General features: G+C 51.4%; 17 protein-coding genes and 1 tRNA gene. 10 read left to right on the top strand and 8 right to left on the bottom strand.

Going from position 1 to position 17387, the window contains the following annotated elements; genetic code table 11:
- Positions 1-76 precede the first annotated feature (76 nt).
- Positions 77-1006: an alpha/beta fold hydrolase gene (locus tag A918_RS0110350; protein WP_022710993.1), complete on the top strand. Its 930-nt coding sequence runs from the start codon at positions 77-79 to the stop codon at positions 1004-1006.
- A 7-nt stretch (positions 1007-1013) separates the two neighbouring features.
- Here A918_RS0110350 and A918_RS0110345 read toward each other — a convergent pair whose 3' ends face one another.
- Positions 1014-1703, bottom strand: coding sequence for a D-lyxose/D-mannose family sugar isomerase (locus A918_RS0110345; protein ID WP_022710992.1), 690 nt, complete (start codon positions 1701-1703; stop codon positions 1014-1016).
- 373 nt (positions 1704-2076) lie between these two features.
- Here A918_RS0110345 and A918_RS0110340 point away from each other — a divergent pair, with 373 nt between their 5' ends.
- The 6 genes from A918_RS0110340 to A918_RS0110315 all read left to right on the top strand — a co-directional run bounded on the left by A918_RS0110340 (position 2077) and on the right by A918_RS0110315 (position 7951).
- Positions 2077-3321 (top strand): SRPBCC family protein, encoded by a 1245-nt coding sequence (locus tag A918_RS0110340; protein WP_022710991.1) that lies wholly within the window; start codon positions 2077-2079, stop codon positions 3319-3321.
- A 107-nt stretch (positions 3322-3428) separates the two neighbouring features.
- Complete coding sequence (locus tag A918_RS0110335; protein ID WP_022710990.1) at positions 3429-4511, top strand: hybrid-cluster NAD(P)-dependent oxidoreductase; 1083 nt, start codon at positions 3429-3431, stop codon at positions 4509-4511.
- A gap of 67 nt (positions 4512-4578) precedes the next feature.
- Positions 4579-5193: a bifunctional nicotinamidase/pyrazinamidase gene (pncA, locus tag A918_RS0110330; RefSeq protein ID WP_022710989.1), complete on the top strand. Its 615-nt coding sequence runs from the start codon at positions 4579-4581 to the stop codon at positions 5191-5193.
- A gap of 108 nt (positions 5194-5301) precedes the next feature.
- Positions 5302-6483 (top strand): NAD(P)/FAD-dependent oxidoreductase, encoded by a 1182-nt coding sequence (locus A918_RS0110325; protein ID WP_022710988.1) that lies wholly within the window; start codon positions 5302-5304, stop codon positions 6481-6483.
- Between the two features lie 179 nt (positions 6484-6662).
- On the top strand, positions 6663-7349 hold the full coding sequence (locus A918_RS0110320) for an outer membrane protein (RefSeq protein WP_022710987.1): 687 nt from the start codon (positions 6663-6665) through the stop codon (positions 7347-7349).
- Between the two features lie 230 nt (positions 7350-7579).
- Positions 7580-7951, top strand: coding sequence for a hypothetical protein (locus A918_RS0110315; protein ID WP_022710986.1), 372 nt, complete (start codon positions 7580-7582; stop codon positions 7949-7951).
- Between the two features lie 29 nt (positions 7952-7980).
- Here A918_RS0110315 and A918_RS0110310 read toward each other — a convergent pair whose 3' ends face one another.
- Complete coding sequence (locus A918_RS0110310; protein ID WP_022710985.1) at positions 7981-8340, bottom strand: MmcQ/YjbR family DNA-binding protein; 360 nt, start codon at positions 8338-8340, stop codon at positions 7981-7983.
- 124 nt (positions 8341-8464) lie between these two features.
- On the opposite strand from A918_RS0110310, the gene A918_RS0110305 reads away from it, so the two are divergent.
- A complete protein-coding gene (locus tag A918_RS0110305) occupies positions 8465-8662 on the top strand; it encodes a hypothetical protein (protein ID WP_028233646.1) in 198 nt (65 codons plus the stop codon).
- 27 nt (positions 8663-8689) lie between these two features.
- On the top strand, positions 8690-8953 hold the full coding sequence (locus A918_RS21795; protein WP_198013288.1) for a hypothetical protein: 264 nt from the start codon (positions 8690-8692) through the stop codon (positions 8951-8953).
- Positions 8954-8978: 25 nt separating this feature from the next.
- Here the strand turns inward: A918_RS21795 and A918_RS0110295 are convergent.
- From A918_RS0110295 to dnaG, 6 genes are all read right to left on the bottom strand, one after another.
- Positions 8979-9055, bottom strand: a tRNA-Ile gene (locus A918_RS0110295).
- A 248-nt stretch (positions 9056-9303) separates the two neighbouring features.
- Positions 9304-9669, bottom strand: a complete 366-nt coding sequence (locus A918_RS0110290) for a hypothetical protein (RefSeq protein WP_028233645.1) — start codon at positions 9667-9669, stop codon at positions 9304-9306.
- A 112-nt stretch (positions 9670-9781) separates the two neighbouring features.
- A complete protein-coding gene (locus A918_RS0110285; protein WP_051139026.1) occupies positions 9782-10228 on the bottom strand; it encodes a YcgN family cysteine cluster protein in 447 nt (148 codons plus the stop codon).
- Between the two features lie 113 nt (positions 10229-10341).
- A complete protein-coding gene (locus tag A918_RS0110280) occupies positions 10342-10635 on the bottom strand; it encodes an HlyU family transcriptional regulator (protein WP_022710980.1) in 294 nt (97 codons plus the stop codon).
- Positions 10636-10794: 159 nt separating this feature from the next.
- Positions 10795-12816, bottom strand: a complete 2022-nt coding sequence (rpoD, locus tag A918_RS0110275) for an RNA polymerase sigma factor RpoD (RefSeq protein ID WP_022710979.1) — start codon at positions 12814-12816, stop codon at positions 10795-10797.
- 459 nt (positions 12817-13275) lie between these two features.
- Entirely contained in the window at positions 13276-15249 is a 1974-nt protein-coding gene (dnaG, locus tag A918_RS0110270) for a DNA primase (RefSeq protein ID WP_022710978.1), read from the bottom strand.
- Positions 15250-15778: 529 nt separating this feature from the next.
- Between dnaG and A918_RS0110265 the strand changes: the two genes are divergently transcribed.
- Positions 15779-17387, top strand: a 1609-nt coding sequence (locus A918_RS0110265) for a Na/Pi cotransporter family protein (RefSeq protein WP_022710977.1), incomplete at its 3' end; no start/stop codon positions are given.

Here is a 17387-nt window from a genome sequence, read left to right as displayed (position 1 = left end):
GACTTTTGGATCAGACTCTGAATAGCTGATTATTATTACAAGTATAGTCTCCGCACTCCTGAAACAAGGTTTCACAATGCCGTTTGATAATCCTGAAATCCTGTTAAGTCCGAGCGGTGCAAAACTGGCATTGCGTTTTCAGCCGGCGAAGAAAACGGCAATCGGCAATATACAGATCAGCCACGGCCTTGCCGAACATGCTGCCCGCTATCATGACTTTGCGGAGTATCTCGCGGAGCACGGCTTTAACGTCTATGCCCATGACCATCGCGGACACGGGCTGACCAGCGCACCGGATGCACCGCTCGGTCAGTTCGCAGCCAAAGATGGCGATGAAAAAGTGCTGCAGGATATCAGCTTTATTGAAAAGACAATCCGCGAAAGACATGGCCAATTGCCGCTCATTCTCTTCGGCCATTCCATGGGGGGATTGGTAACACTCGCCGCTTTATGCGGAAAATTCTGCACGCCCGATGCCGCTGCGATCTGCAATTCCAATTTTGCCAATGTGCTGAATCAAACTTTGGCTTTCACTTTACTCAAAGCCGAGCGCATGTTTCTCGGCTCCGATGTCCCCAGCCATTTCCTGCCAGCCATGACTTTCCGCACATGGGCGAAGCAGGTGGAAAATTACCGGACGCAATTTGACTGGCTGTCCCATGATGCAGCGGAGGTTGCGCTCTATAATAATGACCCGCTCTGCGGCTATGATCCGTCGGTCAGTATGTGGATCGATGTTTTCCGCTTCATGCGTCGCTGCAACAATCCTGCACCGAAACAAGCGATACCGTTGCATATACCGCTTTATTTGCAGGGTGGCGGACAGGACCCTTCAACAGAAGGTGGCAAATCCCTGCTTGCACTGGAGAAAAGACTGAAAGCTTCCGGTTTCAGCAATATCACCACTCAGATTTATCCGGACATGCGTCATGAAAGCCTGCATGAAACAGATCGCGCGCGTTTCATGCAGGACTTTACAGCATGGGCATTAAAGGCAATCGCCTGACAGGACTTTAAGCCAGCCACTTGTCATAATCAGACACCAACAAATGCAGTGGCCGGACATCATCTTCCACGTCGGAGAACCGGCCGATCGGTTCACGGAAGATATTATCCGTGAGATCATCATTGACGGTTGAAACCTCGCCGATCAGCACATCTCCGCCCTCGCCCCAAAAAGCATGCCAGTTACCGGGCATCAGGGTCACGCTTTCACCCGGATCAAGCTTCAGTAAACCTCCGGCAGACAGCCGTTTGATACGCCCGTCACAGGCAACAACCACGTCGCTTTTATCATCAATCGAGCCATCTGGATTGGAATTGAACATTTCCAGCACCAGTTTAGCACCGCCGCGATTGATAATATCCTCAGCTTTCACCACATGGCGATGCATCGGCGACAACTGGTTCTCGCGCGAGATCATGATCTTTTCCGCATAGAGCATACCGGTGCCTTTTTGCAGATCTTCGGCCTGTCCGTTGCGCACGGTAAACAGGAACAGTCCCATTTCATCGAAACGCCCCTGCCCGTAATCAGTAATATCCCAGCCGAGACGCGCATTGCGGATTGCTGCACTGTCATCACTCACACGGGTGCGCATTTCCTCCGGCGACCAATAGGCAAAAGGCGGCATGACAAAACCGAAAGACCGGATAAAGCGGTCACTTTCACGGATAATTTCATTAATTTCCGAGCGTTTCATAAATGTTTCCTCCAGTGGTCATCCGCTTAATACGGGTCTTGTCTGCGCAACAGAAAAGCACGGCCTGCCCCGTCTGGCCAGTCCCTTTTCGGTTACAAAATATTGCCGCCGATAAATTTCCGGATGCGGCGGTTTGGCGTGTCGTCTTTACGCGAAGCCCATGTCGTTTTCGTATGCGCGTCCGCCATATTTCAATGGTTGAATACGGATAATCAGAGCAGATTTTTTGAGAAATATTCTGAGACTTAACTCTTGTCGTCAATCTTAATACCCATACGGGATCAGGCTTTTTCATGTCGCACATAAGCCACTCCGGCAGCGACATATTACAAAGTCCGGCACCCCCGATGAACAACGCTATGCGAGGCATATTATGGACGTCCGCAATCAGATGCTGAGTGACTTGTTGGGGCGCGACCCGAATTTCAGTCTCGGACAGAAATTCTACACAGATCCCGACTTTTACAAGCTGGATCTTGAACATATCTGGTACCGTGAATGGGTTTTTGTCGGCCATGATTGTGAACTGCCGAAAGCAGGCAGCTATATTACCGTGCAAATCGGTGATTATCCGGTGATTGTCGTGCGCGACAGTCAGGGCGGCATCCGCGCTTTTCACAACACCTGCCGCCATCGCGGTTCACGTATCTGCACTGCGGAAAAAGGCACCGCTGCCCGTCTCGTCTGCCCTTATCATCAGTGGACTTATGATCTGGATGGTAAGTTATTGTTTGCCCGTCAGGTCGGGCCGGATTTCAAACCGGCAGATTTCGGCCTGAAAACCGTGCATTGCGAAACTGTCGCCGGCTATATTTATATATGCGTCGCGGATGAAGCACCGGATTTCAACGCTTTCCGCGCTACAGTTGAGCCTTATCTGGCACCGCACCAGATTAAAGATGCCAAAATCGCCTTTGAAAGCACGATCATTGAAAAAGGCAATTGGAAGCTGGTCTGGGAAAACAACCGCGAATGCTACCATTGCGCCGCCAACCATCCGGAACTGTGCCGCACCTATCCTGAAGCTCCAAGCGCCACCGGCGTACAGGGCATGATGGAGGATGAGGAAACCAACCAGCTCTGGAAGCGCTGCGAGGATACCGGCCTGCCTGCCAAATTTAATATGTCTGAGAACGGCCAGTATCGTATTGCCCGCATTCCGCTGCTGCGCGATGCCGACAGCTATACAATGTCCGGCAAGCCCGCTGTGGCGAAAAGCCTGAGCTCTGAAGTCAGAGCGTCCAAAATCGGCGCGATGCTGCTGTTCAACTATCCGTCCACATGGAACCATGTGATGATCGATCATGCAATTTCTTTCCGCGTGCTGCCGATCAGCGCCGAGGAAACCATGGTCACCACCAAATGGATAGTCAATAAAGATGCGGTTGAGGGAGTCGATTACAATCTCGAGGAACTGACCCATGTCTGGATCGAGACCAATGATCAGGATCGCCGGATTGTGGAAGAAAATGCCCGCGGCATCCGCTCACCGGCCTATCAGCCGGGACCTTACTCTGTAGAGCATGAAGGCGGCGTCATGCAATTTATTGAATGGTACGCCAATTTCATCACCCCGCGCCTGCAAGGCGAAGTTGCAAAACTCAGCCGCGTGGCCTGATGCTCAACGCAATATCCCGGAGCGCAGCACAGCGCTCCGGTTAATATCATGACAGGCAGGTTCAGTATGAACCCACCTCAAGCCCCTTCAGGTGAAGAGCAGCACGAATGAAATATCTTGATGAAATGCTGCCGTGGAACGACAGGCTTCAGGTTCTGGAATGTGATGCGGCGATTGAAGAAGCGCCGGACGTGATGACTTTCTCGTTCCGCACGCCGGAGAACAATAACTGGTTCCGCTATATGCCGGGTCAGTTCATCACGATTGAGATACCGGCCGCACCGGAACCGGTCATGCGGACCTATACGCTGTCTTCCACGCCGTCGCGCCCTTATTCCGTATCCATCACCATTAAGGCACAGACAGGCAGTATCGGCACCCGCTGGATGCTGGATAATATGCGTCCGGGCATGCAGCTGAAAGCTTTTGGCCCAGCCGGTGACTTCTCGCTCGTTTCGCATCCGGGCAAAAAATACCTGTTCATCTCAGCCGGTTCCGGCATCACACCGATGATGTCGATGACGCGTTTCCTTTATGATACGCAACCGGCCAGTGATGTGGTTTTTCTCAATTGTGCCCGCTCACCGGATGAAATCATTTTCCGCAAAGAGTTGGAACTGCTTGCCAGCCGCATGGATAATCTGCGCCTGCAGCTGGTTGTCGAGCGTTCCATCGCCCGCAATGTCTGGAGCGGCGTCCACGGCCGTATCAGCCATAGTATTATTGATATTTCCGCGCCTGATTTCAAAGACCGCACAGTCTTCTGCTGCGGCCCAGAGCCGTTTATGCGCGCTGTACGTGACATGCTTGAAGCCAATGGCTTCAACATGGACAATTATCATCAGGAAAGCTTTCAGCCCGCCTCGGAAGCTCCGGCTATACCGGTGCCTGCCGCGCTTGAAGCCGCAGCCGGTGATGCAGAGACAGAAGCGCCGAGCGTTATTTTCACACTATCCGGCATGGAAGTGCAGTGCAGCCCGACCGATACTGTGTTGCTGGCAGCGCGTAACGGCGGGTTGAAAATACCAAGCGCCTGCGAGTTTGGTGTCTGCGGTACGTGCAAAGTCAAATGCCTCAGCGGCGAAACCGTCATGAATCATAATGGCGGTATCCGCGATGATGAAATTGAAGAAGGCTATATTCTTGCCTGCTGCTCGCATCCTTTGGGTCGGGTGGAAATCGAAGCCTGATCCTCTTGACCTTTCCGCGTGCTTTCGTCACTGATCGCTCTCGGACGTGACGCAGCGGGAGAATGAGATGCCACAACACGATCAGAAAAACTCCGCCTTTATTGTGATTGATATTCAGAATGATTTTTGCCCCGGAGGCGCGCTGGCTGTAGCCGGCGGGGACAGTATCGTTGCAGGCATCAATCAGGAGATTGAGCACTTTGACCATGTCATCCTGACACAGGACTGGCATCCCGCAGGTCATTCCAGCTTTGCTTCGACCCATGAAGGCCGCGAGCCTTATGAAATGGTAACAATGTCCTATGGCAAACAGACTTTGTGGCCGGATCATTGTGTACAGGGAACCCATGGCGCGGAGTTTCATAAAGACCTGCAATGGACAAAGGCCGAGCTGGTGATCCGCAAAGGCTATCGTAAAGCTATCGACAGCTATTCCGCCTTCTTCGAAAATGACCACATGACCCCTACCGGTCTTGGCGGCTATTTGCGCGAGCGCGGCATTAAGCATGTAACACTCGCAGGTCTCGCTACCGATTTCTGTGTGGCCTATTCGGCTCTGGATGCGGCAGCTCAAGGTTTCAAAGTCACCGTATTGCCGGATTTAAGCCGAGCGATTGATATTGGCGGCTCGCTGCAAACCATGATGAGCCAGATGCGCAATGCGGGCGTAGCATTCCGTTAAAACTGCATTCTCCCCGCAATCAACAAGGCAGCGCTCGACGGCTGCCTTTTTTGCTTTATATAGACGCCTTTATCCTCCTACCCGTTTTCCGGAACAGAAAGCCTCACCGTGATTGAGAAAAAAGACGTTGTAATTATCGGTGCAGGCGCAGCCGGAATGATGTGTGCAATCCGTGCCGGTCAGCGGGGTCGCTCCGTCGTACTGATTGACCATGCGAAATCCCCTGGTGACAAAATCCGCATTTCCGGCGGCGGCCGCTGCAACTTCACCAATATTCATGCAACGGCAAAAAACTATCTGTCCGCCAATCCGCATTTTTGCAAATCCGCACTGGCACGCTTCACGCCGCAGGATTTCATCGCCATGGTCGATAGTTACGGCATCAGCTGGCATGAAAAAACATTGGGGCAGCTGTTCTGTGACCATAGCGCCAAAGATATTATCAACATGCTGCGCACGGAAATGCAGCAGGCCAATGTGCGGCTCGACCTCAACACCACGGTTTCGGACATCAGCAAAACCACAGACGGTTTTATAGTTACGACGAGCTATGGCAAAATCGAAGCGCAATCGCTGATCATTGCCACCGGCGGCAAATCCATCCCGAAAATGGGAGCCACGGGTTTTGCTTACACGATTGCCGGTCAGTTTGGGCACAGCCTGATTGAACCCCGCCCCGGTCTTGTACCTTTGACGCTGGAGCCTAATCTGCTGGAACAACTCAGCCCGCTTTCAGGGATAGCCGTCGATGCCGAGCTTAAACATGGCAAAACCCGATTCCGCGAAGCACTGCTTTTCACCCATCGGGGTATGAGCGGCCCTGCGATTCTGCAGATTTCATCCTATTGGCGCGAGGGCGATGAGGTCGTTTTGACCATTGAACCGGACTTTGACTTCCTCGCATTGTTAAAAAATGCACGAAAAACGAATGGCAAACAATCTGTCCAGACGGTCCTTGCAGAAAAGCTGCCCCGCCGTTTAGCCCAGTTTTTCACGGAAAAGACACAATTGAACAAGCCTCTGGCTGATTTGTCCGACAAGATCTTAACAAATCTCGTTGCCGCAATTCAGGATTGGCATATCAAACCGGCAGGTTCCGAAGGATATCGCACGGCGGAAGTTACACTCGGCGGTATCAGCACCGATGAGCTCGACTCAAAGACCATGGAATCCAAAAAGGTACAAGGTCTTTATTTCATTGGAGAATGTGTGGATGTAACCGGCTGGCTTGGCGGATTTAACTTCCAATGGGCATGGGCATCGGGCCACAGCGCAGGTCAGGCCGCATAATATTTACGTGACAAATCACACGTTTTCGTGAGCGGCGCGCACAATTACATTATGGCGGAAAAGTGTCAATGCGATCACATTTACTTCAAGTCGATAAGAACTTGCTGTTGCATATTTGTGACAGACATTTCCGAGGGTATATTTTATGTTTCTAACGAAATCTAAAAGGAGTTCATCACATGAAATATACAACTCTGGCAGCTGCTCTGCTTCTCTCCTCCACAAGCGCTTTCGCAGCTGATGCTATCGTTTACAACGAACCAGCCCCTGCTGTTGTAGCTGACACTTTCTCCTGGACAGGCGGCTATATCGGTCTTAACGCCGGATATGCAGGCGGCAAGAACAAGTTCAACGGTTACGACAACTTCGCAGTATCCGCTAAAGACAATGCAAGCGGCTTCCTCGGCGGTATTCAGGCCGGTTACAACTGGCAGTTCGACCAGACCATCGTTGGTATCGAAACTGACTTCCAGGGCGGCAACCTGAAATCCGATGCAGAACTGAGCTACAATGGCCAGACTGCCGGTGCAGAAGCCAAAATCAACTGGTTCGGTACAACCCGCGTTCGTCTCGGTTACACACCGGTTGACCGCTTCATGGTTTACGCAACAGGTGGTGTTGCTTACGGTAAAATCAAAGCTTCTGCTTTTGATGGCGCAACAAGCTTCTCCCAGTCCGACACTAAAGTTGGTTACACTGTAGGTGCCGGTGCAGAATACGCTGTTACAAACAACGTAACTCTGAAGACCGAATACCTCTACACCGACCTCGGCAAGCTGAAACTGGATGATGTAAACGGCGTTCGCTTCGGTGAAGTTAAGGCTCCGTTCCACACAGTACGCGTTGGTGTGAACTACAAGTTCTAATCCATACTTGCGAACTAAAAAGAAAGCCCCGCATTGCGGGGCTTTTTTTATTTCTTAACAACCAACTCAAACCGGCAGCAAAGACACCGCCTCAAAGCAGCCCCGAATTTTCCTGCGATGATCCGCCCGCATTCTTCATCACTATACCCATATTATAATCCCCCCGCACCTACCCCTCGGCATGGTTTATGCTTATCTATACATCAGCACTATGATGTATCGGGAGAGATATGAATAAGTCCTGTTTCGCAATTCTTCTGGCTTGCAGCCTGTTTCCGTCTTCACTTCATGCCGCCCCTATCGGCGAAGTGATTGCCGAAATGGCAGGTAAATGCTGGAAATTGCCGGAGAAAATTGACTATCAAAAAGCATCAGCCATTTTTGAAGTCACTTATAATGCGGATGGTGAGTTATTGGAGATCATCACTGTCGAATATCGCCCTGTGCGGGAAGCGGGCAAAATCTTTGCTCTCAGTGCACAACAGGCACTTCTGGATTGCGCCAATAGAACCGATGTTAAATCCAGAACAATACGGGTGGTCATGAATTACACCGCGCCAAGATCCAATGAGCCCCTGATTATGAAAAGGTCTCTGCGGTAAGATCAGCGCCAATTTCCCGACCACAAAGCCTATATCAGCAAGCCGAGTTCTTTTTGCTTTTTCTTTGACAGTCCCTGCGCAACAAGATGGTAAGATTGCAGGATATAATCCTTCAGCTCATCATCATTGAGACCCGGCTCCGCATAATGCTGTATCCACTTCATGCCGCGCGAGGCAAGATATGGCGCAGGGCGCAACCCCGCCTGCTCCTGCAGCATTTCAAATGCAATATGACTGACTTTAAAACTGAAACTCGGCTGGTCATTATTCCAGCCGCCAATGACAAAAACCTTGCCGCCGACTTTCCAGACATGTGAACCACCCCATTGAACAACATAAGTTGTTGCCGGCAAGCTGCTGCAAAAGGCATTATATTCGTCATAAGTCATAGCTACTCACCACATCAAAAAATGATCTGCACAGAGCAGAGATAATATCTTACTGTTTTTAAACACCAAGATGTTAAACTACGCACTCCCGTCCTTTTCACCATTTAAGAAGCATCCGACATTTATGGCCAGTGAATTATCAAACCTAGAATCCGCAACAAAATATCTTTCCCCCACCGACAAAGACCGCTTCTTCAAAATTAAGCGCGACATGGAAGCATCCGGCGCTTCACGAAAAAACATTGAGGAACGCCTACGCGCCTTTCTATGGGATGTTGTTGAATCCGACGATGATGATGAAAACGAAGACGACGCGCTTTAAGCAAAAGCCGTCTCCATGAAACCAGTTATGAACTCGGCTGCAACTCTTATAATATTGGCTTTGCTGCACGGAAGCAGCAAAGCTCTCGGGAAAGTTGTTTCGGGAACAGATGTCTCTGAAATACTAATCAGCTTCACCGGAACCATATTTATCGGCACTGCCGTAACATGGGTTGTGGTCTGGATTGTTTTAAGACTGCTCCAGAAGCAGGAACTCACAATCACAGTGACCAACTGGATTTTAGCTGCAGCAACAATCACCAGCTTTGCGCTGGCAATAATGCGCATATAATAACGCTAACAAACCCAAGTGAGGATGGTGGGCCCGGAGGGACTCGAACCCCCAACCAAGCGGTTATGAGCCGCCGGCTCTGACCAATTGAGCTACAGGCCCACGCAATCCCGATCTACCTGAATCGAAACATGATCGCAAGACTAACTCGCTTATCAGCCAAAACATTATCAATCAGTGTTTAAAGACATAACGGATATTGGCGGTGACACAGCATATCATTCTGTAAAACAAGATATTTCCGTAATTTTAGCGCCAAAAGCTGTCTTCTCATCCGCATAAAAAATCAGGCTGCGAATCTGTTCGATTCACAGCCTGACAGGAAATCAATTCAACCGGTCAATGCCGGATTAGCGCAAGATCGGGCAACCACGCGCTTTACCGAAGAGCACGCTCACCGGACGGCCATGGCGATAACCGGAAACGCGGATCGTTGAGCGGTTGCTATGCACGCGCATCCCGCGAATGCCCATACGCGATGCTTTGGAGACCGCATTGCGCGGTGTGCAGGCATAGCGGTTCGGACGATATTGCGGACGGTTATAATGGCCATGACGATGGTTCACCTGCACCACCGGCGCACCGGTTGTCGCCACACCGCTGACTGTGAGCGATACTGCAGGCGATGCGGCTTGTGCCGATGCACCCGCCGAGAAAACACCGGCAAGACCAATCAGGCCGGAAACAATTGCTGCCTTCATTGAGAAACCCGACATATTGTCCTCCTTGGATAATTCTTTGCTTGTTGCGATATCCAATATTTAGCAGGCTATTTCTGAATGCAGCAGCAATCAATCATTCATTTGCAGTTCATCTGATCACTTTTTATCAGGCAATGTGACCGGTCATATGTTTCAAATATGCCTCTTCATCCGGCAGATCATGATCATAGGCAGTGATCTTGCCGCGCACGGAAATACCGGCCTCATGCACTGTTTCTTTGGAGCCGGAAACAAGCGGATGCCACCACTCCAAATCCCTGCCCTCAGACACACGGCGATAGCCGCAGGTCTCAGGCAACCAGCGCACGGTCTCAATGATTTCCGGTGTCAGAAATACGCAATCCGGCACAGTTTTTCTGCGGTTCGGATAATCCGAGCACTGGCAACTTGTGCCGTCCAGCAAAGTACAGGCAACACTGGTGCCGTAAATCTCGTCTGTATCGTCATCCTGCAATTTATGCAGGCAGCACTGGCCGCAGCCATCACAAAGGCTTTCCCACTCCTGCTTGTTCAGCTCACGCAATGTTTTGGTTTGCCAGAATGGTTTCTTCATAACGTCCTCACCTTCCTGCAGCATTTTAGCAAATTTACTGCGGCCGGATAAATCAATTTCAAAATAAAAGGCCCGGTAAACCGGGCCTTATGTCTCGTCAATTTCGCCTCGGTTTAACGAAATAAATTGTCGCCCTGCTCATCAATAATCTGACGGGCTTTGATGAGGGTAATATTTACCGCATCATCCATGGTTGCGAAACGATCTGCGCGGATGAATTTATGTTCTTTCATCTCGCCAGCGATTTCCTTACGGATCAAGCCGCAGGTCTGAAACTGTCCGGCTTCGGCAAACGGCGTTGCCAGAATGATGAAGCCCTTATGCTCACTGCTGACCGGCTCAGCCTGAGCCTTGCTGTCTGCAGCTTCAGAACCACCAAACCCAAAAAGGCGTTTAAGAAAAGACATTCTATCCCCTAGAGCATTTCGCAGTTAAATGGGATCATTTAACGTCCGCGACAATGCGACAGTTAAAAGAATTTAGAGCGAGCGCAGCGGCTAGTATTAAACACGACACGCTCTAAAAAATGCCGCCACCACAGGGATGACGGCACTTTCTTGTGCTTATTAGCTATCCAGGAACGAGCGCAGCTTGCGCGAGCGGCTCGGATGCTTGAGCTTACGCAGTGCTTTTGCCTCGATCTGACGGATGCGCTCACGGGTAACCGAGAACTGCTGACCAACTTCTTCCAGCGTATGATCGGTATTCATACCGATACCGAAACGCATACGCAGAACACGCTCTTCACGCGGTGTCAGCGATGCCAGAACGCGGGTTGTGGTATCACGCAGGTTTGCCTGAATGGCAGCATCAATCGGCAGCAGCGCATTCTTATCTTCAATGAAGTCGCCCAGATGTGAATCTTCTTCATCACCCACCGGAGTTTCAAGGGAGATAGGCTCCTTGGCGATTTTCAGAACTTTACGCACTTTTTCCAAAGGCATAGCCAGCTTTTCAGCCAGTTCTTCCGGTGTCGGTTCACGGCCGATTTCATGCAGCATCTGGCGCGAGGTACGAACGATCTTGTTGATCGTTTCGATCATATGCACCGGAATACGGATGGTGCGTGCCTGATCCGCGATAGAACGGGTAATCGCCTGTCTGATCCACCATGTCGCATAGGTCGAGAACTTATAACCACGGCGATATTCGAACTTATCAACCGCCTTCATCAGGCCGATATTGCCTTCCTGAATAAGATCAAGGAACTGCAAGCCACGGTTGGTATATTTCTTGGCGATGGAAATCACGAGACGCAGGTTTGCTTCAACCATTTCCTTCTTGGCAATGGTTGCTTCGCGCTCGCCCTTCTGCACCTGATTAACGATGCGGCGGAATTCACCGATCGAAATCGCGGTTTCAGTGGCCAGATTCTGAATTTCCGAACGCAGATTATCAATGCCGCGTTTTTCCTTGGCAACAAAATCCTTCCAGCCGCGGGCTGTCAGGGTTGCAAGACGGTCAGTCCAGTTCGGGTCAAGTTCATTGCCCTGATATTCTTTGAGGAATTCTTCACGGCGCACGCCGAAAGATTCCGCAAGACGCAGGAGCTTACCTTCGTTCTGAACGAGACGCTTGTTAATGTCGTAGAGCTGCTCAACCAGCGATTCAATACGGTTCTGGTTCAGCGACAGCGACTTAACGGCCTTAATCAGCTGATCTTTCAGTTCCTTGTAGCGGCGTTCCTGAGAGGTCGACAATTCACCGGCAGCAGCCAGACGGCCTTCAACCTGCTGATCCTGCAATTTGCGCAGTTTCTTATAGGTATCAGCGATCAGATCGAGGGTTTCCATGACCTGAGGACGCAATTCGGCTTCCATCGCAGCAAGCGACAGATTGGCCTCATCATCTTCATCCTCGTCATATTCTTCCTGAATTTCACCGCCGACATTGGTGATATCATCGTCATCGCGTGAACGACGGCCACCCTTGTCATCACCGCGCGCAGGCTGTTCTTCCACACGCTCGATCACCGGTGCCTGTTTGGCTTCAGGACCCGCATAAGTGGTTTCAAGATCAATGATTTCGCGCAGCAAAATCTGCTGGTCGTTCAGTGCTTCACGCCAGATAATCAGAGCCTGAAATGTCAGCGGGCTTTCGCAAAGCCCTGCAATCATGGTTTCGCGGCCAGCTTCAATACGCTTGGCAATCGCGATTTCACCTTCACGCGACAGGAGTTCAACCGAACCCATTTCGCGCAGATACATACGCACCGGATCATCGGTACGGTCTGTCGGCTCTTTTTTGGTGGTCGTTGTCGCCAGCGCGGTACCGCCGGCTTCTACCAGATCACCGCCGCTTTCTTCGCTGTCATCGTCGCGCTCTTCTGCGTCGGCATCCTGCTCGTCATCTTCAACAACATTGATGCCCATATCGGACAACATCGACATTGTATCTTCGATCTGCTCGGATGTGACTTCCTCAGAAGGCAGCACGGCATTCAGCTCGTCCATCGTGACATAGCCACGCTTCTTGGCGAGCTTAATCATCTTCTTGACAGCGTCGTCCGAAAGGTCGAGAAGCGGCCCATCGGTCGCGCCATCGCGCTCGACTTCAGCTTCTTCGTTTTCCTTTGCCTTCGTTGCCATATATTTATCTCCAGACGATCGGTTTGTTTTGTCCATCGGGCAGAATGAACAACAAAACAAACGATTCGCGTTATGCCCCGTGACTATCGATAGTATCGGCAATAGCGCTTTCACGTTAAAACCGGATTAACCGTGCTGATTACCGGCTGCGGCAATTAAAACAACGGTTTGCAAATTTCATATTTACAGAGCCTTCTCAGCCCCGTATTGACCTCATACCGGTCATAAACTCCGGTCATGACATTGTTCAGATGCTGTGTATTATCGCCTTTCAGCGACGGACAAGCTCTCACCGATACAATTAAAGAATGCGACTCATATGATTCGCATGGAAAAAGCGAATCATTTATGCAGATTCGCGACAGAGTGACGCCGGTTAAGCACCGAACAATGCAGTTCTGAGCAGTTTTTGTTCAAATTATCTCTGTTTGGCGACCTTATTCACGTATCTGCTTATCCTCAGAAACCGCCGGGCGGGCGTCCTGAAGACTGACCGAAACCTTCAATAAGCGCTTCGGTTGCATCGGCCTTGCGAATTTCGCTCTGAATATCAATCAAACGCGCAAAAACCTCGGCTGACGCTTCAGTGGACAGAGCTTCTTCTACGGCTCTTAGTTCCTTATGTAGTGTCCGTGCGCGCAGATGCAAGTGCATCGCCTGTTTGAGGGCTTCGCGGGCATCATCTTCGGCTGCCAGCAGCGTTGCAGGCCACAGACGCGCACGGCGCACCACCAGCTCCAGCTCATCCAGCAATTCAGAAAAACCGTTTTCATTGAGGATTTTACGCATCATCTTACCGTCTTCGGCAAGATGGCTGGCCATCACATCCAGAACCGCGGCATGAAGCGCCGTCAGCCCCGCATGGGTCAGTTCCAAAGTGGCTACAACCTCAAAATTCTCATCAATCAGTGCCGGATGATTAATCAGCGTCAGAACGATCGTCGCCTCACGCAGACTTGGTGCGGATGAACCACCTTTTACAATCGCGGAACGGGTCAGGCTGTCAGAAGCCTTGGTTGAGGCCGCATTACCAAAACCACCACCGAAACCGCTACCTTTACCACGCTGCGGCTGGAAATTACCCTTGCCGCCGAAGCCGCCTGCCTGCTTGCCGGCATTCTGCCGTCCCCATTTAGGGCCGAAGAAGCTCTGTGACTTCTCACGCATATGCTGGCTGTAATAATGTTTGACGCTCTCGTCCTTGATACGCGCCACATGGGTGCGCATCCGTGCATCCAGCTCAGCACGGCGCTCCGGCGTTTCAAAATTCCCGCCAGCAGTTTCACGCATCCACAGCATTTCCGCCAGCGGCTTGGCATCCTGCAACACGACACGAAATGCGGAAGCGCCCTGCTCCTTGACCAGATCGTCGGGGTCTTTACCCTCAGGCAACAGAGCAAAAGCCAGCGATTTGCCCGGTTGCAAATTCGGCAAACCGGTATCCACCGCACGATAGGCTGCTCGAAGACCGGCCTGATCGCCGTCAAAGCACAAAACCGGCTCAGGGCTGATCCGCCAGAGCAAAGCCATCTGCTCCTCGGTCAAAGCGGTTCCCAGCGGCGCCACAACCTCGTTGAAACCGGCCTGCGCCAGTGCGATCACATCCATATAGCCTTCAACCGCAATGACCGGTTTGGCTTCTTCGCCATTTTGCGCCTGACAGGCACGGCGCGCGCGTACCATATTGTAGAGCACGCGACCTTTGTGAAACAGTTCGGTTTCCGGCGAATTGAGATATTTCGCAGGCGCATCCGGTGACATTGCACGTCCGCCAAAGGCGATCACGCGATTGCGGCTGTCAGTAATCGGAAACATAATGCGGTCGCGGAAACGGTCATAAGACACTGCAATACCTTCACCATGCACAACCATGCCGCAGGCTTCAATCTGCTCACGGGTTGCGCCTTTAGAGGCCAGATATTCCTTGAGAATATTACGCCCTTCCGGCGCATAACCAATGCGAAACTCAGCCTGCGTCTGCGCATTTAAACCACGGTCGCGCAAATAAGAGCGCGCTTTGGCACCAACCGATGCCTGCAACTGGTCTTCAAAAAATGCTGCGGCCAGTTCCATCACATCATAGAGCGTGCCGCGCTTTTCCTCGCGTCTCTGCTGCTCGGCATCCATAACCGGCATCGGCACACCGGCCATATCAGCGATCCGTGCGACAGCCTCGGGAAAGTTCAGGCCTTCGAGCTCGGTCAGAAAACGGAAATGATCGCCCGTCACACCACAGCCGAAACAATGATAGCGGCCTTTGCGATCCTCACAGTGAAAGCTCGGGCTTTTTTCACCGTGAAAAGGACAACACGCCCAGAAATCCCCCTTGGACGCATTGGTTTTTTTGCGATCAAAACTCACGCGTGTCCCAATCACAGACGATATCGGAACGCGGTCGCGGATTTCATCAAGGAAGGACGGGGGAAAACGCATGCGCCTTTAAATTCTCTCTCAGTTCTCTTGCCAGAACAATACTGACTTCGGGGGACATCAGACTTGTCCCCTCACCTTAATAGCACGGAATACAGAAAAACACGCCTCAACAACGCATCTTTCCCCGATACTCACATGCCGGCTCCTGTGCAAGTGCAGCCTCTCCTATAAGCGGGCAGCACAGTTGTCATAATTATCGCTTATCATCTTATACAACGGGACAGCAATATCATCCTTCAGTACCTGAAAATGCAGGATTTTGATTTAGTCGGCTAACTGTCATAAATTTGTCATAAAAACTTTAAATACCATCTGTTAGAGGTAAAATCCCTCTTCCAAATTAAGCATAATGTGCCTAGATTGATTAGCCAGTGCATGATTTTCGCACTGCATTGTATCCGTCCTGAACATTCCGCGAAATCACTGCAGCAATGTTGTGCATGCGCGAACAGGAACGGAGCATCCGGAGACAATCCGGGGAACCACAAAGGATGAGCTAATCATCCGGTAATAAAAAAGGAATACGCATTTGAATGGTTCAGTCGTCCTCCTGCATCTTGCAGGGGCAGTCGCGTTGCTCTTATGGGCAACCCGTATGGTTCGGGCAGGCGTTGAAAGCGCCTATGGCGACCGGTTACGCCGACGACTGCGCAAATATATGCAAAAACCGCTTCTGGCGGTCAGCTTCGGTGTTTTGCTGGCTGTATCCCTACAAAGCTCCACGGCCGTCACTTTGCTGGTCGGCTCTTTTGTCGGCGCAGGCTTTGTCAGCGGTGTGGCCGGACTTATGGCCGTGCGCGGCGGCGAGCTCGGCTCTGCCCTTGTCGTTAAAATCCTGAGCTATGACCTGACTTTGCTGGTGCCTTTGGCGCTTGTGGCAGGCACATTCATTTCCATGTCTTCCGAGCGGCTGTTCTGGCGGCAAAATGGTAAGATTCTGGTCGGTATCGGTCTGCTTATTCTCTCGCTTGAACTCACAGGTGAAGCGACAACGCCATTGCGCGACAGTCAGCTGCTGCCGGTGATTGTCAATTATCTGGCGAGCGATCCGGTTACCACCTATCTGCTTGCAGCGCTGATGACATGGCTGTTCCATTCATCAATTGCCGCAATCATCTTGCTGACATCTTTCGCTTCACGCGGCCTCATTCAGCCGGATCTGGCTGTGGTAATGGTGCTTGGCGTCAATCTTGGCTCTTCTATCATCGCCCCCCTGCTCACACGCAATGCCCCGCCGGAAACCCGCGTGGTACCGCTCGGCAATCTGCTGATGCGCGGCGCAGGCTCTCTCGTTATCCTGATCCTGTTTCTGTCCTTTAAGCCTCCGGTCGAGTTTCTCGGCTCCGATCCGGTCAGTCAGGTTGTGAATGCGCATATCCTGTTCAATACGATTATTCTGATTACAGGTATTCCGCTGTCAGGACTTGTGCTGCGCGCTACGGAAGCACTGGTCAATCTTAAAGCCAAACCGGAAGCACCGGCAGAAACTGTATTCACGCAGGAAATCAGCGCGCTGGATATGAGTGTCATCAACTCCCCGCCGCTTGCCCTCGGCAATGCAACCCGTGAAGTTGTACGCACCTGTGAAACCGTTGACGTGATGCTGCGCCGGATTATGGATCTTTATGAAAAGCCGGATCAGGTCGGCATTAATGAACTGGCAAAACTGGATGACCGTCTGGATGCCCGTCATGCCGCCATCAAGCTCTATCTGGCGAAACTGGCGACCAAAAACCTGAGCGAAGATGAAGCTCTGCGCACGCAGGAACTACTCGGTGCCTGCGTTAAGCTGGAACAGGTCGGCGATATTATTGTGCGCAATATGCTTGCCCATGTGCAGAAGAAGATGGATCGTAAGCTGGAGTTCACAGAAGAAGGCTGGGACGAACTGACCGAATTCCACGCCATGGTCGTTTCCAATGCGCATCTGGCCTTCAACGTATTGGTGTCGCGTGACAGCTATACGGCGCGCCAGCTCGTGCATGAAAAAGACCATCTGCGCGATATGGAGAAACGCACCAGCGAAATGCATTTCCAGCGCCTGCGTGAAGGAACTGTGCGCAGTGTCGAGACCAGTTCGATCCATCTGGATACGATCCGCGATCTCAAGCAGATCAACTCTCTGCTGGCTTCAATGG

This window comes from Pseudochrobactrum sp. AO18b (genome assembly GCF_000409565.1).
In the GTDB taxonomy this organism is placed as follows: domain Bacteria; phylum Pseudomonadota; class Alphaproteobacteria; order Rhizobiales; family Rhizobiaceae; genus Pseudochrobactrum; species Pseudochrobactrum saccharolyticum.
The sequence above is the reverse complement of the archived record's forward strand: the minus strand, read 5'-3'. Positions and strand labels throughout refer to the sequence as shown.